17 protein-coding genes are annotated in these 18,708 nt (G+C 72.4%); 7 read left to right on the forward strand and 10 right to left on the reverse strand.

Annotation, left to right across the window (positions count from 1 at the left end; translation table 11 throughout):
• Window positions 1-112: 112 nt before the first annotated feature.
• On the forward strand, window positions 113-3,136 hold the full coding sequence (locus DMH12_RS27410; protein ID WP_125494127.1) for a glycoside hydrolase family 38 C-terminal domain-containing protein: 3,024 nt from the start codon (window positions 113-115) through the stop codon (window positions 3,134-3,136).
• A 46-nt stretch (window positions 3,137-3,182) separates the two neighbouring features.
• On the opposite strand, the gene DMH12_RS27415 is transcribed toward DMH12_RS27410, so the two are convergent.
• Window positions 3,183-4,604, reverse strand: coding sequence for a lipase maturation factor family protein (locus DMH12_RS27415; protein ID WP_125494128.1), 1,422 nt, complete (start codon window positions 4,602-4,604; stop codon window positions 3,183-3,185).
• A gap of 114 nt (window positions 4,605-4,718) precedes the next feature.
• Between DMH12_RS27415 and DMH12_RS27420 the strand changes: the two genes are divergently transcribed.
• Window positions 4,719-6,821: a SpoIIE family protein phosphatase gene (locus DMH12_RS27420; protein ID WP_125494129.1), complete on the forward strand. Its 2,103-nt coding sequence runs from the start codon at window positions 4,719-4,721 to the stop codon at window positions 6,819-6,821.
• A 40-nt stretch (window positions 6,822-6,861) separates the two neighbouring features.
• Entirely contained in the window at window positions 6,862-7,725 is an 864-nt protein-coding gene (locus tag DMH12_RS27425; RefSeq protein WP_125494130.1) for an Fpg/Nei family DNA glycosylase, read from the forward strand.
• Window positions 7,726-7,728: 3 nt separating this feature from the next.
• On the opposite strand, the gene DMH12_RS27430 is transcribed toward DMH12_RS27425, so the two are convergent.
• From DMH12_RS27430 to DMH12_RS27440, 3 genes are all read right to left on the reverse strand, one after another.
• Window positions 7,729-8,379: a zf-HC2 domain-containing protein gene (locus tag DMH12_RS27430; RefSeq protein ID WP_125494131.1), complete on the reverse strand. Its 651-nt coding sequence runs from the start codon at window positions 8,377-8,379 to the stop codon at window positions 7,729-7,731.
• 170 nt (window positions 8,380-8,549) lie between these two features.
• A complete protein-coding gene (locus tag DMH12_RS27435; RefSeq protein WP_125494132.1) occupies window positions 8,550-9,065 on the reverse strand; it encodes a hypothetical protein in 516 nt (171 codons plus the stop codon).
• A gap of 137 nt (window positions 9,066-9,202) precedes the next feature.
• Entirely contained in the window at window positions 9,203-9,757 is a 555-nt protein-coding gene (locus tag DMH12_RS27440) for a sigma-70 family RNA polymerase sigma factor (RefSeq protein WP_125494133.1), read from the reverse strand.
• Between the two features lie 253 nt (window positions 9,758-10,010).
• Here DMH12_RS27440 and DMH12_RS27445 point away from each other — a divergent pair, with 253 nt between their 5' ends.
• A complete protein-coding gene (locus tag DMH12_RS27445) occupies window positions 10,011-11,165 on the forward strand; it encodes a CapA family protein (protein WP_125494134.1) in 1,155 nt (384 codons plus the stop codon).
• A 1-nt stretch (window position 11,166) separates the two neighbouring features.
• Here DMH12_RS27445 and DMH12_RS27450 read toward each other — a convergent pair whose 3' ends face one another.
• On the reverse strand, window positions 11,167-11,640 hold the full coding sequence (locus DMH12_RS27450; protein ID WP_125494135.1) for a MarR family winged helix-turn-helix transcriptional regulator: 474 nt from the start codon (window positions 11,638-11,640) through the stop codon (window positions 11,167-11,169).
• A gap of 57 nt (window positions 11,641-11,697) precedes the next feature.
• Here DMH12_RS27450 and DMH12_RS27455 point away from each other — a divergent pair, with 57 nt between their 5' ends.
• Entirely contained in the window at window positions 11,698-12,516 is an 819-nt protein-coding gene (locus DMH12_RS27455; protein ID WP_185832578.1) for an alpha/beta fold hydrolase, read from the forward strand.
• Here DMH12_RS27455 and DMH12_RS27460 read toward each other — a convergent pair.
• Complete coding sequence (locus DMH12_RS27460) at window positions 12,513-13,919, reverse strand: amino acid permease (protein ID WP_125494137.1); 1,407 nt, start codon at window positions 13,917-13,919, stop codon at window positions 12,513-12,515. The two genes, DMH12_RS27455 and DMH12_RS27460, sit on opposite strands and share 4 nt — an antisense overlap.
• A gap of 101 nt (window positions 13,920-14,020) precedes the next feature.
• Entirely contained in the window at window positions 14,021-14,482 is a 462-nt protein-coding gene (locus DMH12_RS27465) for a universal stress protein (protein WP_125494138.1), read from the reverse strand.
• A 110-nt stretch (window positions 14,483-14,592) separates the two neighbouring features.
• Here DMH12_RS27465 and DMH12_RS27470 point away from each other — a divergent pair, with 110 nt between their 5' ends.
• Complete coding sequence (locus DMH12_RS27470; RefSeq protein ID WP_125494139.1) at window positions 14,593-15,426, forward strand: polysaccharide deacetylase family protein; 834 nt, start codon at window positions 14,593-14,595, stop codon at window positions 15,424-15,426.
• Between the two features lie 29 nt (window positions 15,427-15,455).
• Here the strand turns inward: DMH12_RS27470 and DMH12_RS27475 are convergent, their stop codons facing one another.
• Entirely contained in the window at window positions 15,456-16,121 is a 666-nt protein-coding gene (locus DMH12_RS27475; RefSeq protein WP_125494140.1) for a class F sortase, read from the reverse strand.
• Window positions 16,122-16,452: 331 nt separating this feature from the next.
• Here DMH12_RS27475 and DMH12_RS27480 point away from each other — a divergent pair, with 331 nt between their 5' ends.
• Complete coding sequence (locus DMH12_RS27480) at window positions 16,453-16,947, forward strand: hypothetical protein (protein WP_185832579.1); 495 nt, start codon at window positions 16,453-16,455, stop codon at window positions 16,945-16,947.
• A gap of 88 nt (window positions 16,948-17,035) precedes the next feature.
• Here DMH12_RS27480 and DMH12_RS27485 read toward each other — a convergent pair whose 3' ends face one another.
• Both DMH12_RS27485 and DMH12_RS27490 read right to left on the reverse strand, forming a co-directional pair.
• The gene (locus DMH12_RS27485; RefSeq protein ID WP_125494141.1) at window positions 17,036-17,560 is read right to left on the reverse strand and encodes a hypothetical protein; all 525 of its coding nucleotides are present in this window, start codon (window positions 17,558-17,560) and stop codon (window positions 17,036-17,038) included.
• A gap of 191 nt (window positions 17,561-17,751) precedes the next feature.
• Window positions 17,752-18,516 carry a DUF4239 domain-containing protein gene (locus tag DMH12_RS27490; protein ID WP_125494142.1) on the reverse strand — a complete coding sequence of 255 codons (765 nt, stop codon included), beginning with the start codon at window positions 18,514-18,516 and terminating at the stop codon, window positions 17,752-17,754.
• Window positions 18,517-18,708: the final 192 nt, after the last annotated feature.

Consider the following 18,708-nt stretch of genomic DNA (forward strand, 5'->3'; position numbering starts at 1 on the left):
GGTACGGGAGTGTCGGGAGTTTTTTTGTTTCGAGCAGTAGTCGGCATACGAGCTTTCTGCCGGTCTCGTGGGCTCGGAGATGTTTATAAGAGACGGACCAGGAGCACCCCGCATGCATGACGACCGCAACCTGGTCGAAGCCCGCCTCAAGCGCGTCCTCGACGAGCGCGTCCGCCCCGCCCTCTACCCCGAGTCCGTGCCACTGGACGTGGCGGTGTGGCACGCGCCCGGCGAGCCCGTCCCGGTCGAGGAGGGACTCGCCGCCGAACCCGAGCCCATCCAGGCCGGCGCCCGCTGGGGCGCGCCCTGGGGGACCAGCTGGTTCCGTGTCACCGGCACCGTCCCGAGGGAATGGGCCGGGAAGACCGTCGAGGCGATCCTCGACCTCGGCTTCGACGAGAACATGCCCGGCTTCCAGTGCGAGGGCCTGGTCTACCGGCCCGACGGCACCCCGGTGAAGGGCCTCAACCCGCGCAACCAGTGGGTGCGGATCGGCGCCCCCGTCGAGGGCGGCGAGGAGGTGCGCCTGCACGTCGAGGCCGCCTCCAACCCCGTCATCCTCGACTACCACCCCTTCGTGCCCACCCCGCTCGGTGACAAGGACACGGCGGGCAGCGAGCCGCAGTACCGGCTGGCCCGCATGGACCTCGCCGTCCTCGACGAGACGGTGTGGAACCTGGTGCTCGACCTGGAGGTCGTGGGCGAGCTGATGGCCGAGCTGCCGGTCGACTCGCCACGCCGCTGGGAGATCCTGCGCGCGGTCGACAAGGCGCTGGACGCCATCGACCTCCAGGACGTGAACGGCACCGCCGGGCAGGCCCGTTCCCGCCTGACCGAGGTCCTGTCGGCCCCCGCCGTCCCGTCCGCCCACCGGATCAGCGCCGTCGGCCACGCGCACATCGACTCGGCGTGGCTGTGGCCGCTGCGCGAGACCGTCCGCAAGGTCGCCCGCACCACCTCCAACATGACCGCCCTCCTGGAGGACGAGCCGGACTTCGTCTTCGCCATGTCCCAGGCGCAGCAGTGGGCGTGGGTGCGCGACCACCGGCCCGAGGTCTGGGCCCGGGTGAAGAAGGCCGTCGCCGACGGGCGGTTCGTGCCGGCCGGCGGCATGTGGGTGGAGTCGGACACCAACATGCCCGGCTCCGAGGCGATGGCCCGGCAGTTCGTGCACGGCAAGCGGTTCTTCCTCGACGAGTTCGGCGTCGAGAACGACGAGGCGTGGCTGCCGGACACCTTCGGCTTCGCCGCCGGGCTGCCGCAGATCATCAAAGCGGCCGGCGCCAAGTACCTGTTGACGCAGAAGATCTCCTGGTCGCAGACGAACAAGTTCCCGCACCACACCTTCCGCTGGGAGGGCATCGACGGCACCCGGATCTTCACGCACTTCCCGCCCGTCGACACGTACAACTGCTCCATGAAGGGCAGCGAGATCGCGCACGCGGCCCGCAACTTCAAGGACAAGGGCGTCGCCCGGCACTCCCTCGCCCCGACCGGCTGGGGAGACGGGGGCGGCGGCACCACCCGCGAGATGATCGCCAAGGCGGCCCGCCTGCGCGACCTCGAAGGCTCGGCGACGGTCACTTGGGAGACCCCGCACGCCTTCTTCGAGAAGGCCGAGGCGGAGAACCCGCAGCCGCCCGTCTGGGTCGGCGAGCTGTACCTCGAACTGCACCGCGCGACCCTCACCAGCCAGGCCAAGACCAAGCAGGGCAACCGGCGCAGCGAACACCTCCTGCGCGAGGCCGAGCTGTGGGCGGCGACGGCGGCCGTACGGGCCGGCTTCCCCTACCCGTACGACGACCTGGACCGCATCTGGAAGACGGTGCTGCTGCACCAGTTCCACGACATCCTGCCCGGCTCCTCCATCGCCTGGGTGCACCGCGAGGCCCGCGCTACCTACGAGCGCGTCGCCGACGAGCTGAACGCCGTCATCGACGCCGCCCAGCGGGCCCTGGCCGGGCAGGGCGACACCCCGCTGGTCTTCAACTCCGCCCCGCACGCCCGGTCCGGCGTCCAGGCGGGCGCCGCCGCGGCCCCCGCTGCCGAGGGCCGCACCGAGGTCACCCCCCGCCCCGAAGGCGGACACGTCCTGGACAACGGGCTGCTCCGGGTCGAGATCGACGGCCGGGGGCTGGTGGTGTCGGCGTACGACCACGCCGCCGACCGCGAGACCATCGCGCCGGGCACCGCGGGCAACCTGCTCCAGCTCCACCCGGACTTCCCGAACATGTGGGACGCGTGGGACGTCGACGAGTTCTACCGCAACACGGTCACCGACCTCACCGACGTCGACGAGACCGCCCCCGGGGACGACGGCGCCTCGGTGCGGATCGTCCGCTCCTTCGGCTCCTCCCGCGTCACCCAGGTGCTGACCCTGGCGCCGGGAGAGCGGCGCCTCGAGGTGGACACCGAGGTCGACTGGCACGAGACGGAGAAGTTCCTCAAGCTGGCCTTCCCGATCGACGTGCACGCCGAACGGTACGCGTCGGAAACCCAGTTCGGGCACTTCCACCGGCCGACCCACACCAACACCAGCTGGGAGGCGGCCAAGTTCGAGGCCTGCAACCACCGCTTCGTGCACCTCGCCGAGCCGGGCTGGGGCGTGGCCGTCGTCAACGACTCGACCTACGGCCACGACGTGACCCGCACCGTCCGCACCGACGGCGACGCCGGTACGACCACCACGGTGCGGGTGTCCCTGCTGCGCGCCCCGCGCTTCCCGGACCCCGAGACCGACCAGGGCGTGCACCGCTTCCGGCACGCGCTGGTACCCGGCGCGGACATCGGCGACGCGGTGCGCGAGGGCTGGCGGATCAACCTGCCCGAGCGGCGGGTCACCGGTGCCGGGGAGGTCGCGCCGCTGGTGTCGGCCGACCGGGACGCGGTCGTGGTCACCGCCGTCAAGCTCGCCGACGACGGCAGCGGCGACGTCGTGGTCCGCTTCCACGAGGCGCACGGCGGCCGCGTCCGGGCCACCCTGACGGCCGGTTTCCCGGTCGCCGGGGTCGAGGTCACCGACCTCCTGGAGCGGCCGCTCGCCGAGGCGGAGGACGCCGTCGAGGCCGACGGCGACCGGATCGCCGTACGGCTGCGTCCGTTCCAGCTGATGACCCTGCGGCTGAAGCGCGCCTAGCGGCCCGTGGGCCCGGTCCGCCACCCGGTGGGCCGGGCCCGCGCCGCTACGACCGCTCCGGCGCCCGGGCCAGCCGTGTCGGCGGCAGGTACTCGCGCACGTAGGTCCGTTCCCAGCACGCACCCGTCTCCCGCAGCTCGTGCCACGTCGTGTACCGGTAGCGGAAGAGGCGGGCGCGCACGAAGCGGGGCGGCGCGTCGGGTGGGAACGGGGAGTGGCGCAGCAGCTTCAGGGTGGCCCGGTCGTTCTCCAGCAGCCGCTCCACGAACGTGCCGAACCACGACCCGGCGTAAGAGGGCGACAGCGCGGCGAACCACATCAGCCAGTCGAGGCGCAGGTGGTAGGGCGCGAACTGACGCGGCCAGCGGCGCGGATCACCGGGTTTGCCCTTGAACTCGTACTCCCGCCACCGCGAGTCCTCCCGGGCCACCTCGTCGGCCGTGCCCTCGACCACCACCTCGTAGCGGATCCGGCTGACGGTTCCGAAGGCGCCGTAGGTGTTGACCAGGTGCAGCGAGTCGAAGGAGCGGTTCATCACCTGCCGGCGGGAGATCATGTTGCGCACCGGGCGGTGACTGAGGAACACCAGCAGCGCCGCCACCGCCAGGACCACGATCTCGTACCAGAGCGGCGCGGCCGCCGCGGACGGCGTCTCGCCGGGGTACCGCACCACCGACAGGGCCAGCACGATGGTGATCCAGTTCAGCCAGGAGAAGTTGCCCGACAGCACCAGCCAGAGCTGGGTCGCGATCATCAGCGCGGCGGCGGCCGTCGCGACGGGCTGCGGCGTGAACAGCAGGAAGGGCACCAGGAGCTGCGTGACGTGGTTCGCGGCCACCTCGACGCGGTGCAGGGGCCGGGGGAGGTGGTGGAAGAACCAGCTCAGCGGGCCCGGCATCGGCTGGGTCTCGTGGTGGTGGTCCAGACAGGTCAGCTTGCGCCAGCACTCGTCGCCGCGCATCTTGATCAGCCCCGCCCCGAACTCGACCCGGAACAGCAGCCAGCGCAGCAGGAACAGCACGACGACCGGCGGCGCCACCTCGTCGTTGCCGAGGAACACGGCGACGAAACCGGTCTCGAGGAGCAGCGACTCCCAGCCGAACGAGTACCAGGTCTGCCCGACGTTGACGATCGACAGGTACAGGACCCACGGCACCAGCCACAGCAGCATCGCGCCCCACAGCGGCAGCAGCGAGTCCAGCCCCGCCACCAGGGCCGCCGACACCGCGCACCCCGCCCACGCGCAGCCCGCGAAGAACCGGTCCGAGCAGCGCAGCTGGAACAGGCTCGGCGCCCGCCTGAACGGCACCCGTTCGACGAACCGGGAGACGGGCAGCAGCCCGCGCTCGCCGATCAGCGCCCGGAACTGGAGCGCCGCCGTCAGGAACGCGACCAGGTACACCACGGCCAGGGCCCGCTGGAAGACCAGCCGGCTCAGCCAGTAGTCGGGTGCGGTGAACCACTCCACGGGGCGGGCTCCTCTCGTCCACGCACCGTGTACCCCGCTCGGCCGGGGCCTGCCGCCCCCTGGACGGTGGACCAGGAGTCGAAGAATCGGGCGAATCCTGGCAAGGTGGGGTCCATGGCTGATCGGGGAGCGAGCGCCCTGTCAGTCCCGGACGACTGGCCCGCCCACCCGGACCCGATCCTGGCGCTCAACCGCATGGGCAGCTTCGACTGGGACCTGGACACGGGGCTGTTCCACATGGACGCGCAGGCCCACGAGGTGTTCGACGTGCGCCCGGACGAATTCGACGGGCGTCCCGAAACCCTGGCCGTGCGCGTTCCCGCGGCGGAGGGCAGCCGCCTGGACGCCATCGTCGCCCAGGCCATGAAGGACGGCAGCGAGAACTACGGCACGTACTTCCGCCTGCGCCGCCGCGACGGCACCCTGCGCTGGACCCGCACCCAGGGCTACATCCGCCGCGACGAGACCGGCCGCCCCCGCCGGATCATCGGCATCGTCCGGGACGCCACCCAGGAGATCGGCGACATCGAGGCCCGCCGCGAGCAGGCCGCGGAGGACGAGGCCCGTCGCCGGCTCACCAACGTCGTCCAGCTCGCCACGGCCGCGCTCGCGCACGCCCGCACGGTGGACGAGGTCATCGAGGTCCTGCGGGACACCCACGGCCTCACCCGGCTCGGCGCCACCAGCCTCGTGATGGGCCTGGTCGAGGCGGGCCGCATCCGGCTGGTCGCCGACGGCCCCGACAACAGCTTCGTTCCCGGCACCCGGGTCACCCGGATCGACGAGCCCTACCCGATGAGCGAGGCCGTACGGACCCTCAGCCCCCGCTTCATCGAGTCGCCGGAGGACTTCGCGGAGCGCTACCCCCTGCTGTGGAAGGACATCACCCACCTCGACATCACCGCGGCCGCCTATCTGCCGCTGATCGCCCAGGGCCGGCCGATCGGAGCCATCGGGCTGCTCTACAGCGACCGGCACGGCTTCTCCGCGGAGGACCGCAACGTGCTGGTCGCGCTCGGCAGCGGCATCGCGCAGAGCCTCCAGCGGGCCATGCTCTACGAGCAGGAGATGGACCTCGCCGAGGGCCTCCAGCAGGCCATGCTGCCGCGCACCATCCCCAGCGTCCCCGGCTGCGACGTCGCCGTCCGCTACCGTGCCGCCTCCATCGGGGGAGCCCTCGGACGCGACATCGGCGGCGACTGGTACGACCTGATCCCGCTGCCCGGCGGGCGGGTCGGCGCCGTCATCGGCGACGTCCAGGGGCACGACACGCACGCCGCCGCCGTCATGGGCCAGCTGCGCATCGTGCTGCGCGCCTACGCCGCAGAGGGCCACCCGCCGGCCACCGTGATGGCACGGGCCTCCGTCTTCCTGCACGAACTCGACACCGACCGCTTCGCGACCTGCCTGTACGCCGAGACGGACCTCGGCACCGGCGTGGTCCAGGTGGTCCGCGCCGGGCACCTCGACCCTCTGCTGCGGTACGGCGACGGGTCCTGCCGGCACGTCCGCGTCGAGGGCGGGCTGCCGCTCGGCCTGTCCGCCGAGTTCGGGCGCCTCGCCTACCCCGTCGCCACCCTGGAGCTGGACCCGGGCAACACCCTGCTGCTGTGCACCGACGGGCTGGTCGAGCAGCCCGGCGCCGACCTCGACGAGGGGATGCACGTCCTCTCCGCCCTGATCACCGCGGGCCCGCCGGACGTGCGGGACCTGGCCGACCGGCTCATCGACGTGGCCGACGAACGGCGCGGCGACGACGACGTGGCGCTGCTCCTGCTGCGCCGCCACGGGCCGGGCGCGCCCCGGACCTTCGGCCGGGTCCAGCAGCACGTGTCGCCGGGCGACCCCGAGGGCCTCACCGAGGCCCGGCACATGGTCCGCGCCGCGGTCCGGTCCTGGGGGGCCAAGGAGCAGAGCGACGAGATCGAACTGGTCGCCGACGAGCTGATGACCAACGCCCTCATGCACACCGAGGGCTCCGCGATCGTCACCCTGCGGCTGCTCACCGGCACCGACCGGCGGCTGCGGGTCGAGGTCGAGGACTCCTCCAGCGCCCTGCCGCGCCGCCGGGACGCCGGGGACGAGGGTGTCTCCGGGCGCGGACTGCTCCTGGTCGACGCGCTCGCCGACGCCTGGGGCGTGGAGGCGCGCGGCGGCGGCAAGTGCGTGTGGGCCGAGTTCCTGGTGTCCCGCCGCACGGCGCACGGGGCGGGCTGAATCCGCGGGCGTCGCCGGTCCCCGGTGGCACTCTTGACGTATGCCAGAACTGCCCGAGGTCGAGGCGCTCCGGGACTTCCTCACCGAGTACCTCGCCGGGCGCGAGATCGTCCGGGTCCTGCCCGTGGCGATCAGCGTCCTGAAGACGTACGACCCTCCGCTCACCGCCCTGGAGGGCCACCAGGTGGCGGCGGTGCGCCGCCACGGCAAGTTCCTCGACGTCGCGACCGAGGGCGGCCCGCACCTGGTGACCCACCTCGCCCGGGCCGGCTGGCTGCACTGGAGGGACAGCCTTCCCAGCGGCATGCCCCGGCCGGGCAAGGGACCCCTCGCGCTGCGTGTCGCCCTGGAGACCGGGGCAGGCTTCGACCTGACGGAGGCGGGCACGCAGAAACGGCTCGCGGTGTACGTCGTGGCCGACCCGCAGGAGGTGCCGGGCGTGGCCCGGCTCGGCCCCGACCCGCTCGCCGACGACTTCGACGAGGCCCGCCTCGCCGGGCTGCTCCGGGACGAGCGGCGGCAGCTCAAGGGCGCCCTGCGCGACCAGAGCCTGATCGCGGGCGTGGGCAACGCGTACAGCGACGAGATCCTGCACGCGGCGAAGATGTCCCCGTTCAAGCTGGCCGCCTCGCTCACCGACGAGGAGAGCGCGCGGCTGTACGCGGCCCTGCGCGCCACGCTCACCGAGGCGGTCGACCGCTCCCGGGGCATCGCGGCCGGACGGCTGAAGGCCGAGAAGAAGAGCGGGCTGCGGGTGCACGGCCGCACCGGAGAGCCCTGCCCGGTGTGCGGCGACACCGTCCGCGAGGTCTCCTTCAGCGACTCCTCGCTCCAGTACTGCCCGACCTGCCAGACCGGCGGCAAGCCGCTCGCGGACCGGCGGATGTCCCGGCTGCTGAAGTGACGGTCAGCCGGCGGGCAGCGTCACCAGGTGCTCGCCGTGCGCGGTCCGCACCTCGTAGCGGGCGATCTGGTCGGGGTGCAGGGCGGCCCCACCGCGCATGGTGTTCGGCCGGTCGTCGTGCCCGGGCACGTTCCAGCTGGTGATCGTCTGCTCCGTGCCGTCGCGGCCGACGGCGACCAGCCGGCACGGCCGGGGCCCCGCCCCGTCCTTGACCTCCAGCATGACGTCGGTGCCCCAGGCCTCGTCCTCGGCGGTGATCCGCGCCCACACCCCGGACCGCTCGTCGGTCGCGCTGAGCGGCACCGCCCGCTCGCCCTGGCTCGCGTAGAGCACGGCGCCGGGCGCGGCCACGGCGCACACGACCGCGGCGGCGAGGGCGTACAGCACCCGCCTGCGGCCGGCCCGGTGACGCGCGGCCACCTCGGACAGCAGGCGGTCCAGGAGCCGCGGTCCGGGCCTGGTCAGAGGGTGGACGAGGCGCGGCGTCGCGCGCCGGTACAGCATCAACTGGCGGGTGGCGGGGCCGAATTCGGTCACCTGGGCCGCGCACCGGGGGCACTCCATGAGGTGGTCCTCGAAGCGGAACGCTTCCGCCTCGTCCAGCACGCCGAGCGCGTAGGCGCCGACGTCACGATGCCTTTCCAGGGACCTCATGCCGAATCCTCGTGCCGTTGGGTGCGGGTGGGGTTACTCCTTGCTCCCACCCGTACGCACCGGACGGCCGAATCACTCAAGCCACGACAGAATCGCGGCCAAGGTGTTCGGAGCGGCCGGGGGCGCGGATTGGTCCGCCTCCCCAGAAGTTCACGGGCCGGTCGGGACGGCTAGAACAGATGGATGGCGAGATGGCCGAGCGGCAGCCCCAGCTGCCAGGCCGGCGTCCACACCTTCGGCCCCTCGTCCTCGCCGGTCACCCCCGCGCCGCCGGGCACCGCGTTCAGGTCCGGGGCGAGCAGTTCGGTCTCCTGGAGCCACCGCCAGGCCGCCCGGGCCAGCTCCAGGTCGGGCGAGTGCCGGCCGGCGGCGACCGCGTCGGCCGTGACCTCGGCCAGCCGCACCCGCACCCACTCGTGCCACGGCTGGTCGTAGGCCGTCAGCGACAGCCACGTCTCCAGGTGGGTGACGACCCGGATGCCGCTCAGCTCGTTCTCCGTGTCGGACAGGAAGACCGTCAGCGCCAGCGCGTCACGTCCGGCGCGGAACTCGAAGGACGTGGGCGGCATCAGGTCGCCGGTCCGCAGCAGCTCGTCGGCGATGTACTCGGCGTACAACCACGCCATGGGGACGGTCAGTTCGCCCCCACCGGTGCCGTCCGTGCTCTCTTGACCTCTGTGCAGCATCCCTTCCTGCCTTCCTCCGGTGCGCGTCGCCCGACCCGGGTCATGGGCCCCCGTCCGGAACACGGATGAGGACAGCCGATTACTCAACCGGGGTCCCAGGCAAGGCGCTTTACGGAGGTTTGACCATTCGGCCGGTTTCACCGCAGGTCGGCGGCGTAACCAGGTAGCACCCTGCGCAGGGCGCGCAACGCGTAGTACGCGCGGGACTTCACGGTACCGGGCGGGATGCCGAGGGCCGCGGCGGCTTCCGCCACACTGGCCCCCTGGAAATACACCAGCACCAGGACTTCACGGTGCTCCGGAGTGAGTGTCTTCACAGCCTCGCGCACATCGAGGGCCGCGGCGGCCCGTTCGGCGTGATCGGCGCAGACCCGCGCGTTCTCCAGTACGGCGTCGCCGACCTCGGGCGGGCGGGCCTGCCGGGCCCGGCGCGCGTCGATCGCGAGCCGCCGGGCCACGGTGAGCAGCCAGGGCCGTACGGAGTCGAAGTTCTCGGCGCGCAGTGCCTCGGGGTGCTGCCAGGCGCGGACCAGGGTCTCCTGCACCAGGTCCTCGGCCCGTTGCCGGTCGCCGTCGCTGAGTCGCAGCAGCAGCGCGAAGAGCGGCCGGCCGTGCTCGCGCTGCAGTGCGGCGAGCTCGTGCTCGGCGGTCGTCCCGTGCGTCCTGTCCGTCAGGGTGATTCCGGCCGTCATGGCCGTATGGCACCGCAGGGCGCCGCCCGGGGACAGGGCGCGCGCACGGGTGTGCGACGGACGGTCGATCGCGTCGATGAACGGTACGACGAACGGTCGGCGCGCCCGGCCGGGCCGTTCGCGCACCCCGTTCGCCCACGCCGGACGGGCTAATGAGCGTGTCGTAGCCGCCTGTGACGCCACGAACCTCATTACCTGTTCGTAGGTAAATGTGACTATTCCCTGGTGTGTGCGACCTCAGCGGAGTGAACGGATGATCACACGCAGTCGTCAGGTGGCCCTGGCCCTGACCGCCCTCCTCACCGCGGGCGCGGCCTGCCAGGCCCGCGACCACGAACCACCGAAGCCACCGGCGCCGGCCCCGTCCGCCGCGGACACCGGCGTCTTCACACTGGTCGCCTCCGGCGACGTCCTTCCGCACGACACGATCATCGAGCGGGCCCGCTTCGACGCCGGGGGCACCGGTCACGACTTCCGCCCCATGCTGGCCGGCGCCCGGCCCGTCGTCTCGCGGGCCGACCTCGCCCTGTGCCACATGGAGACCGTGTACGGCGCGCACGGCGACTACAGCGGCTACCCCCTCTTCAAGTCCCCGCCCGAGGTGGCCAAGGCCCTGGCCGCCACCGGCTACGACGGCTGCTCCACCGCCTCCAACCACAGCGTCGACGACGGCGCCGAAGGCATCCGCCGGACCCTGGACGCCCTCGACCGGGCCGGGGTGCGGCACGCCGGGACGGCGCGTACCGAGGCCGAGTCGCGCACCACGACCGTCCTGCGCGCGGGCCGCGCCGAGGTCGCCCACCTCGCCTACACCCTCCACACCAACGGCCACCCCCTGCCCGACGGGCAGCCCTGGGCGGTCGGCATGATCGACGAGGCGCGGATCATCGCCGACGCCCGGACCGCCCGGAGGGCCGGCGCGGACGTCGTCGTCGTGTCCATGCACTGGGGCACCGAGTGGCAGGACGAGCCCGACGGCGACCAGTTGGCCCTGGCCGAGAGCCTCACCGCGGCACGCACCGGCGACCGCCCCGACATCGACCTGATCCTCGGCACCCACGCCCACGTCCCGCAGGCGTACGAGAAGGTCAACGGCACCTGGGTGATCTACGGCATGGGCGACCAGATCGCCGGCGAGATGATCAACGACTCGGGCGCCCACGACCCGCGCGGCAACCAGTCGACCATCGGCCGCTTCACCTTCGCCCCGCCCGCCCGGTCCGGCGAACGCTGGCGGGTGACGAAGGCGGAGTTCGTCCCGCACCTGTTCGACGTCGACGCCGGCCGGGTGGTGAACCTCAATGAGGCGCTGGAGAAGGGCGCCGAGGTACGCGGGGTGCGCGACCGGATCCGCGACGCCGTCCTCGGCCGGGGCGCGGCCGAGGACGGGCTGGTGATGGGGGAGTAGCTCAGGAGTCGTCGACGTCGTCGAGGGCCGTCAGCATCGCCCCGAGCACCCGCAGGCAGGTGGTGACGTCGGCGTCCGTGAGGCCGCCGCCGACCTCGCGCAGCAGCAGGTGTTCCCGGTCGAGGACACCGGTGATCGTGTCCCCGCCCCGGGCGGTCAGCCGGATCAGCGACGAACGGCGGTGCGCCGGGTTCGGGATGCTCTCCACCAGGCCGGCGGCCGCCGCGTCGTTGACCATCCGCTGGACGAACTGACGGCTGATCGACTGGGCCCGGCCCATCTGCGGCACGGTCATCGGCCCGCCCCGGTGCAGCAGGGTCAGCACGGCGCGGACGCCGACGGAGAGGCCGTCCGCGGCCAGGCCCTGCTCGACGCCGCGTTGCGCCCGCCGGTAGAGGGGCCCGACCAGGTCGTACACCTCCGTGAGCCGCCGGGCGAGCGCGTCCGGGGGGAGTGGTGCGTCCATGTCGTTCACCCCGCCATCATGACACCTCGGTTGCCAAAGGGCGGTCATTATGACACCTTGGTTGTCATGAATGCCGCTGCAGACCCACGCTTCTTCGCCTCCGCCGACGGCGACCTCGCCTACCTCGACACCGGTACCGGGGACCCGGTCGTCCTGCTGCACTCCGGGTTCGCCGACCACCGGATCTTCGATGCCCAGATTCCGGCCCTGGCGGCGGCGGGGCACCGGGTGATCGCACCCGACGTCCGCGGCCACGGCGCCTCCGCCAACGCCACCCGGCCCTTCCGCTGGGCCGACGACCTCGCCGCCCTGCTGCGCCACCTCGATGCCGGGCCCGCGGTGCTCGTGGGTGTGTCGATGGGCGGGGCCATCGCCACCGACACGGTGCTGGAGTACCCGGAGCTGGTCCGCGCGGTGGTCGCCTGCGGGGCCGCCACCAGCGAGTTCGAGTACACCGACCCGTGGGTGCGGGAGGTCAGGGCCGAGCAGGCGCGCGCCCTGGGCGCCGGGGACGTCGAGGGCTGGCTCGCCGCGTTCCTGCGCTTCGTGCCCGGAGAGCACCGCGGCCCCGACGACGTCGACCCGGACCTCCTGCGCCGACTGCGCGAGATGGCCCTCGGCACCCTCGCCAAGCACACCCCGGACGAGGAGAACCACCACGTGCCCCTCACCGGTACCTGGACCCGCGTTCCGAAGATCGGCGTCCCGGTGCTCACCGTCAACGGCGCCCTGGACGCGCCCGACCTGATCGCCGAGGCGGAACGGCTCGCCCGCACGGTCCCGGACGGCCGCTCGACCCTCGTCGAAGGCGCCGCGCACTACCCGAACATGGAGCGGCCCGAGGTCTTCGACGAGATCGTCACCGGCTTCCTGCGCACCCTCTAACGGCGCGCCAGTTCCGACTTCCGGTACGAGTAGGCGAAGTAGATCACCAGGCCCACCAGGAACCACACGGCGAACCGTGCCCAGGTCTGCCACTGCAGGAACGTGATCAGCCAGATCGAGAAGACGATGCCGACCGCCGGCACGAACGGCATCCACGGGGTGCGGAAGGTACGCGGCAGGTCCGGCTGGCGGTAGCGCAGCACGATCACCGCCGCGCACACCACCACGAACGCCAGCAGGATGCCGATGTTGGTCAGCTCCGCCGCCTCGCCGATCGGCAGGAACCCGGCGATCGCCGCCGACGCGACACCGACGATCCAGGTGACCCTGGTCGGCACGTGCCGCGTCGGGTGCGTCTTGGCGAACCACTTGGGCAGCAGACCGTCCCGCGACATGGAGAACCAGACGCGGGTGACGCCCAGCATGAACGTGAACATCACGGTCAGGATGCCGATGATGGCGCCCACCGCGATGACGTCCGCCAGCCCGCCGAGCCCCACCGACTTGAAGGCCGTCGAGAAGCCGCTCTCCGGATCGATGTCCTTGTAGTTCTGCATGCCGGTGAGGACCAGGCAGGCCGCCACGTACAGCACCATCGAGATGACCAGGGAGTAGATGATCGCCTTCGGCATGTGCCGCTGGGCGTCCTTGGACTCCTCGGCCGCCGTCGACATGGCGTCGTAGCCGAAGACCGCGAAGAAGACCGTCGCGGCACCGGTGAACGCCCCGCCGACCCCGAACGGGAAGAACGGGTTGTAGTTCGAGGTGTCGATGTGGAAGACGCCGACCGCGATCACCAGCAGCACCACCAGCACCTTCAGCACCACGACGACCATCTCGAACCGGGCGGCGTTCCGGATGCCCAGGGTGAGCAGATAGGCGATCAGCAGGCACAGCACGGCCGCGAACAGGTCGACCTTGTGGCCGTCGCCGGTGCCGGGCGCGCCCAGCATCCAGTTCGGCAGGTCCGCGCCCATCTCGCCGACCAGGAAGCTGAAGTAGCCGGAGATGCCGATGGCGACCACCGCCACGATCGCCGTGTACTCCAGCAGCAGGTCCCAGCCGATGAACCAGCCCACCAGCTCCCCGAGGACGGCGTAGCCGTAGGTGTACGCGGAACCCGCCTTCGGGATCAGCCCGGCGAACTCGGCGTACGACAGCGCGGCCGCCGCGCTCGCGACGCCCGCGATGAGGAAGGACACCAGGACGGCGGGGCCCGCCGTGCCGTTGGCGACCGTGCCGGCCAGCGTGAAGATGCCGGCCCCGATGATGCCGCCCACGCCGATCGCGGTCAGCTGCCACAAGCCCAGCGAGCGCACCAGGCCCCCGCCGCTCTCCGTCTCCTCGATGTGCTCGATGGGTTTGCGGCGGAGAACACCCTCACCCATGCGGAACCGGGCCATGCGCCTCACCTCTTTGTGAACGGCAAACGGCTGACGGTGGATCATGATGACGCACCCACCTCCGCTACGGAAGCCGCGACGCACGCCGCGTCAGGGAGCCGTCACGGCACCACGGTCACCGGCCAGCGCCCCGCCTTCACCAGCCGTACCGCGACCGAGCCGACGAACCGGTGTCCCGCCTGTTCGGAGGCGCCCACCACCACGGCGTCCGCCTTCAGCTGGTCGGCGGTCGCCACGAGGCCGTTGTAGGGGTCGCCGCGGAACGTGTGGAACTCCCAGCGGATGTCGAATATCCCCTTCACCCGCTCGGTCGCCTCCCGGATCTGGGCCACCAGGTCCTCGGCGATCTCGTCCGTGGTCTCCGCCACCGGCGCCCCGAGCGCCGCGCCCCCGGCCAGCATCGGCTGCACGTACACCACCGCGAGCAGCGCACCCTGGCGCCGGGCCAGGCCGCCGGCGTAGGCGGCGGCTCTCAGCGAGGAGTCGGAGCCGTCGACACCGGCGACGATGACCTTCGGTCCGTCCGTGCCCCGTTCGAACTGATGGGAGTGCTGTTCCGTCACGCGGTGAGGCTATCGGAGCCGTCAACGATCTTGGGCCGGGCGGGTGGTTCCGTGCCGCCGCACCGGTGTTGCGCAGGTGCGGCGGTCCGTGACCGGGCGAGTGATGAGTCATGAAGAAGGATCAGTTGCTCTCGCGCCGGAGGCTGCTCGCCGGCGCCGCGGCTGCCGCGGCGGCAGGTACCGCCGGCGCACTCGCCGCGGGCCTCGGAGACGGCCCCGCCCCGCCGGCCGCGCCCGCTCCCGGGCCTCCGCGGCGCGGCCCCCTCAAACCCTCCGCCTACCGCCTCCAGCCCTTGACGGGATACGGCGCGCCCGGCGCCGTACCCGGGCGGCCACCGGTCCGCAGCGAGCCGATCCTGCGCATGACGGGCCGGGGCCGCACCATGCTGCTCACCTTCGACGACGGGCCCCACCCCGAGTACACGCCGGACATCCTGGACACCCTGGCCAAGTACGACGTGCGCGCGACGTTCTTCGTGTGCGGGGAGATGGCCGACTTCAACCGGGACCTGCTCTCCCGCATGGCCGACGAGGGACACGTGGTCGGGAACCACACCTGGTCCCACCCGCTGCTGACCACCCTCTCCCGGCGCCGCATCCGCTCCGAGATGGAGCGCACCAGCGAGGTGATCGACAAGGCCTACGGCGAGCCGCCCCGCTGGTTCCGGGCGCCGTACGGGGCGTGGAACCGCAAGGCCTTCCGGCTCGGCGCCGAGCTGGGCATGGAACCGCTGGCCTGGACCGTGGACACCCTCGACTGGACCACCCCCGGCACCCGCACCATCGTCGACCGGGTCGAGGACGGCGCCGCCCCCGGCGTCGTGGTGCTCTCCCACGACGCCGGGGGCGACCGCTCGCAGAGCGTCCGCGCCCTGCGGCGCTACCTGCCCGAGCTGCTGGACTCCGGCTACCACCTCACCGTCCCCCGGCGGAGCCACGTCTGACCCCGCCGGGCCCGCCGGGCCGGGGCCGCTCAGCGGGCCTCGACCAGGCGGGCGAAGGCGACGACGTTCCCGTCGTAGCCGTTCTGCTTGGAGAAACCGCCGCCACAGGTGATGACCCGCAGCTCGGGGCTGCCCTTCGAGGCGTAGACCCGGTCGCCGGGGAAGTTGTTCTTCTCGAACACCTCGATGCCGTAGATTTCGAACACCGCCGTCTTTCCGTCCTGGCGGTGCACCTCGACCCTGTTCCCCTTCTTCAGCGCCCCGAGCCCGTAGAACACGGCCGGGCCCTGCTGGTTGTCGACGTGACCGACGACGACCGCGGTGCCCTTCTCCCCGGGAGCGACGGCGCCGGTGAACCAGCCGGCCAGGTTCGGGTCCTCGGGCGGCGGCGCGTCCACCCAGCCGTCCGCGTCCAGACCGACCGGCATGATCGGCGCGTCGACCTGGATGCCGGGAATCGCGACCCGGTCGGGCACGGAGTACGGCAGCGGCGCCACCCCCTTGGCCGCGGCGTCACCGGCCGCCACGCGGGTGTCCGAGGCGGCGGCGGACGCCGGCTGCGGCGGGCCCACGTCGAATTCCCCCGAGCCGTTCCGGATGAGCGCGAGACCGGTCAGCAGAACAAGCGCTATGACGCCCCAGGGAGCGCGCCTCCTCCGCCGCTCCTCCTCTTCGGCCAACTCGGAGTCGTACATTCGCCATCCCCTCTCGACCCGGCCGTCGCCGGATCATCCGCGCATGGCAGCACGCTAAGCGCCGCGTGGGGGACCGGCGACGGGGCAGCGGCGAACGGGTGGCGGGCGCCCTCTCGCGTGCGCCATCCGGGACGCGGCCGACAGGAAATTTCTGACGGTGTGTGACCTGCGGCGATATCCACTGGCGCGGTCGTCGCCCGGTACGCCCCTCACCAGTACGGACCATTCCCGAAATGCGGCTCCGCGCAAGGCAACTGAGGGTCTTTCTGGGAGGCGCTTTCTCGCCGATCGACCGGGAACGGGACCCGGGGCGTCTTCCGCGGAGGATCAGATGCGCAACACTCGTGCCCTCGCGGCAGCCGGCGCCGCGGTCGCTGTCCTCGGGCTGGCCGCCCCCACGGCCACCGCCGGCGGCGACCACAACCAGCCCAGGAACATCGTCGCCCTGCCCAGCGTCATCGCCCGCGGCGGTCAGATGACCGTCACGGTCGACGGCTGCCCGCAGGGCGGCACGATGACCTCGGACGCCTTCCGGACCACCCACCTGACCCCGGTCAGGGGAGCCAACGAGACGTCCCGGGGCACCGCCACCATCAGGGAGAACGCCCGGCCGGGCTCGTACGACATCACCGTCAACTGCTCGGGCAGGCGGCTCACCCGCCCGGCCGCCTTCACGGTCATCGGCGGTGTCCGCGGCGGCATCGGCGGCAGCAGCACCGACGGGGCGACGTCGACGGACATCGCGATCGGCGGCGGGCTCGTCGCGGCGGCCGTCGCCGGCGGTGGCCTGTTCTGGCTGCGCCGCCGCTCGGAGCGGCGCATCTGACGCCTTCCGTCCGCCCCGCCCGCACGCGCACGGCGCTTCGCCCCGGATCCCGTGAGGGCCCGGGGCGAAGCGCCGTGCGCGCGGAGGGTCAGGCGCCGTCCTCGCCGGAGCGGCGGCGCGAGAGGTGGTACGCGACGCCCACCGAGCCGGCCACGAGCGCGGCACCGAGCCCGAGCTGCTTCACGTCGAGCCCGGCGACGCTGCCGCCCTCACCGGCGTGCACCCCCTTGGAGTGGTGGGGCTCGGGCGTCCAGTGGTGCGAGCCGCCCGCGATGGTCAGGTCCGCGGTGCCGGTCCTGTGCCTGCAGGCGAACGTCACCTGGTAGACCGCCCCGCGCCGGGCGTCGTGGTGCACCCGCGCCGTCGCCGAGTAGTCGTCCCGCGGGATGGTCACCGTGTCGAACACCGGCGACGTGACCGTGACCCGTCCGCGGCACCCGGCGTCGCTGCGGCTCACCCCCAGCGTGACCTCGTCGCCCGGGGCGACGGTCGCGGGGGTGACGGTGAAGCCGAACGTCGAGTCGTGTCCGCCCACGGCGGCCCCGGCCGGTACGCAGGCGGAGAGGGCGGCGACCCCCAGCAGTGCGACCGAGGCGACGGGTATCGCGCGCATGGTGAATCCTCCGGGTCCCCGAGGAGCGGCGGCGGACCTGTTCCGCTCGCGCCAGAAACGCACCTCGATGTCCGAAACGCTAGGAAACGGGACCCGGGGGCGCGATCGCAGTCGCGCGAATGGGGCAACCCTGTGGGCCGCTCAGGGGACGGTGACGGCGTGTCGGACGCCTCGACGTCCCCTGGCCCGGCTCAGCCCTTCACGTGGGGGAAGAGGCTCAGGAACGGATCGGTCGACGCGGCGACCCCTCGGCTGAAGGGGGCGTCGAAGTCCCAGATGAGGAAGAGCAGGAACGCGATCAGCGCCGAGAACAGACCGGCGAGGACCAGCTCGCGCGTGGTGCGCCGGATCTGGAGGGCGAAGACCATCCCGATCGTGATGACGCCCCCGGCGATCAGCCCGAACCACACCACCCCCGGCATGGTCTCGCCCGTCGACTGCGCGCGGGCGCTGCGGGCCTGGTCCGCCGCGGCCACCTGGTCCACCAGCGGCTGGTACGCCTGGGCCTCGAAGTCCGACCTCGGCTCGTAGTCGGTGACGTCCGCGCGGACCCGGTCGAGCAGCTCGGTGCCGCGCTCGGTCACCTCGCCGCGGTCGGCCATGGCCTTCCACTCGATGGTGACGACGTGTCCGACATAGGCGTTGACATCCTCCCGGATGCGGTCACGGACGTCGGGCGGGTAGGACCGGACGCGTTCCGAGATCTCGTGCAGCGCGACGGCCTCCGTCTGCACGTTGTCCTGGGCGGCGCTGCGCGCCTCCCAGACACCGGCGATGGCCAGGCCCAGGACGATGGCGTACACCACCCCGATCCACATCGTCATGTACTCGATGACGTCCGGGGTCTCGGTGATGTCCTCGTCGTCGGACGCCGTGCGGTGCCGCAGGAGGGTGATGACGACCACCACGGCGCAGGCGGCCAGCATCGCGAGGGTGAGAACAAGCCATTCCGGCAAGAGAGGCCTCCAGGATTCAGCGCGCACGGAGCGCGGCGACGGCGACCACCGCGGGCACCGTGATGAGCAGGACGAAGACGAGCGGCGACGTGGCACCGCGGGAGGACCGCGGCGCCGGCCGGGCGGCGCGATGGCGCGGGTAGTGCACCGGACTCAGCGACGGGCGGGGCGTGGGCGTGGCCGACGGGGAGG

The sequence above is a fragment of the Streptomyces sp. WAC 04229 genome (assembly GCF_003947455.1).
GTDB lineage: Bacteria > Actinomycetota > Actinomycetes > Streptomycetales > Streptomycetaceae > Streptomyces.